Origin of the sequence: Frankia sp. AgKG'84/4, from assembly GCF_023242965.2 — a bacterium.
GTDB lineage: Bacteria > Actinomycetota > Actinomycetes > Frankiales > Frankiaceae > Frankia.
This window is the reverse complement of the sequence record NZ_JALKFU020001026.1, coordinates 1-1,750: the sequence shown is the minus strand read 5'-3', so window position 1 is coordinate 1,750 and position 1,750 is coordinate 1. Positions and strand designations below refer to the sequence as shown.

The window sequence follows — 1,750 nt, the reverse complement described above, 5'->3', positions numbered from 1 at the left end:
CCGCGGCCGGGCTGCTCGGCGCCGGGGGCAGCAGCGCGCGGTGCAGATGGTCGGCGAGTGCTTCCGGGGTCGGCAGGTCGAACAGCAGCGTGGCCGGCAGGGCCAGCCCGGTGCGCGCGGCGAGGTCGACGCGCAGCCGCTCGGCGATGTCCCGGTAGACGCCGAGCGCGCGCCACGGCGCCCGGGGGTCGACGCGGCCCGCCCGGCCCGTCACGGCGCTCACGCGGGCGGCGATGTCGTCGATCAGCAGGTCACGCCGGGCCGCGGCGGGTGTCGCGGCCAGGCGGGAGCGCCAGGCCTGTCCGGGCGCGGCCTGTCCGGTCGCGTGGGCACGGCGGCCCGAGGCTTGGCGCGTATCGCGCATGCGTACTCCCACGGTGCTCGGGAACAGGGCAACGACGGCCGGCGACGGTCGGCGTCCGCATGCGGTCGGGGCGGCGACCGAGGCGCGGACGTGTCGGGCACGGCGAGGTGTCCGTGCCCGCGCAACGGCGACGCGCCTGCCGCCGGGGTGCAGCACTACTCGGGAGAAGCAAGATGATCATCCTGGCTGCATGGGGGCATCCTGCCCGACGCCGGCCGGGGCCGACAAACGCCGCTGGCGCGTCCGTGCCGGCGCCTTTTGGGGGTCGGTTCACGTCCACGCAGGTCCCCCAGGTCGTTCCCGGACGCCATGTCAGGATGGTCACGCCGAGGCGCTCGCGGGGGCATACCCGCTCGGGCGGTCACCGGCCACCTTTCGCCCGGCGCCGCCGGGCAGCCCCCGCGACGAGGAGGACTCACCCGCTTGAGCACCGTCACGCATCTCAACCCGCCCGGGCTGCACACCTCCCCGGCCTACTCGCAGGCGACGATCGCGGCCGCCGGGCGCACCCTCTACGTCGGCGGGCAGAACGGCACCGACGGCGAGGGCCGGATCAGCGGGGGGATCGCCGAGCAGTCCCGCCAGGCGCTGCGCAACGTCCTGACCCTGCTCGAAGCCGCCGGCGCCGGCCCGGAACATGTCGCGAAGCTGACCATCTACCTCGCCGCCGGCGTCGACCCCGCCGCCGCCTACGCGGCGTCCGCGCAGGTCTGGGGCCCGCATCCGACCGCCGTCACCGTCCTGCTGGTCGCCGCCCTCGGCCGCCCCGAGGCCCTCGTGGAGATCGAGGCCGTCGCGGCACTGGGCTGAACCCGGCGGCGCTCAGCCGACGGGGTGGCCGTCCTGCAGGTAGATGGCCTGGCCCTCGTCACGGGCGGCGAGGGCAGCGGCCACCCGGCGGGCCAGGCGGGGTTCCAGGAATCCGGCGAGGCGCCGCGCCGCGACGAACGCCCAGTCGGACAGCTCCTCGGCGGGCAGCCGGATGCCGGCGGCCTGCGCGGATGTGATCAGGCCGCCGTCGTAGACGACGGTGATGCCCTCCGTGCGCTCCCACGACGGCGATACCCAGTCCAGCGCGAGCAGCCGGCCCGGGGCGCGGTCCAGGCCGAGTTCCTCACCGACCTCGCGGCGCGCCGCCGCGTACGGGGACTCGTCCTGTTCGACGACCCCGCCGGGCAGGTCCCAGCCTGGCCGGTAGTTCGGGCAGACGAGCAGAACCTTCACCTCGTCGTCGGCCCGCGCGTCGTCGGCCCGCGCGTCGTCGGCCCGCGCGTCGTCGGCCCGCGCGTCGTCGGCCTGGTGGAGGAGGACGCACGCCGCGCTCATCCGTTTGCGGGGTAGCCCCCGTTGCCATCGCAGGCGGGCTGCGGCCGCGTCCGCCTGGGG

Annotated in this window: 3 protein-coding genes; 1 reads left to right on the top strand and 2 read right to left on the bottom strand. The window is 76.4% G+C overall.

Features of this window, described 5'->3' with window-relative positions:
- Positions 1 to 364: acyl carrier protein (locus MXD58_RS26980; protein ID WP_250610673.1), on the bottom strand; the 364-nt coding region annotated here is incomplete at its 3' end.
- Between the two features lie 423 nt (positions 365 to 787).
- Here MXD58_RS26980 and MXD58_RS26975 point away from each other — a divergent pair.
- The gene (locus MXD58_RS26975; protein WP_248837713.1) at positions 788 to 1,174 is read left to right on the top strand and encodes a RidA family protein; all 387 of its coding nucleotides are present in this window, start codon (positions 788 to 790) and stop codon (positions 1,172 to 1,174) included.
- A 12-nt stretch (positions 1,175 to 1,186) separates the two neighbouring features.
- Here the strand turns inward: MXD58_RS26975 and MXD58_RS26970 are convergent.
- Positions 1,187 to 1,750, bottom strand: a 564-nt coding sequence (locus MXD58_RS26970; protein ID WP_250610656.1) for an NUDIX domain-containing protein, incomplete at its 5' end; no start/stop codon positions are given.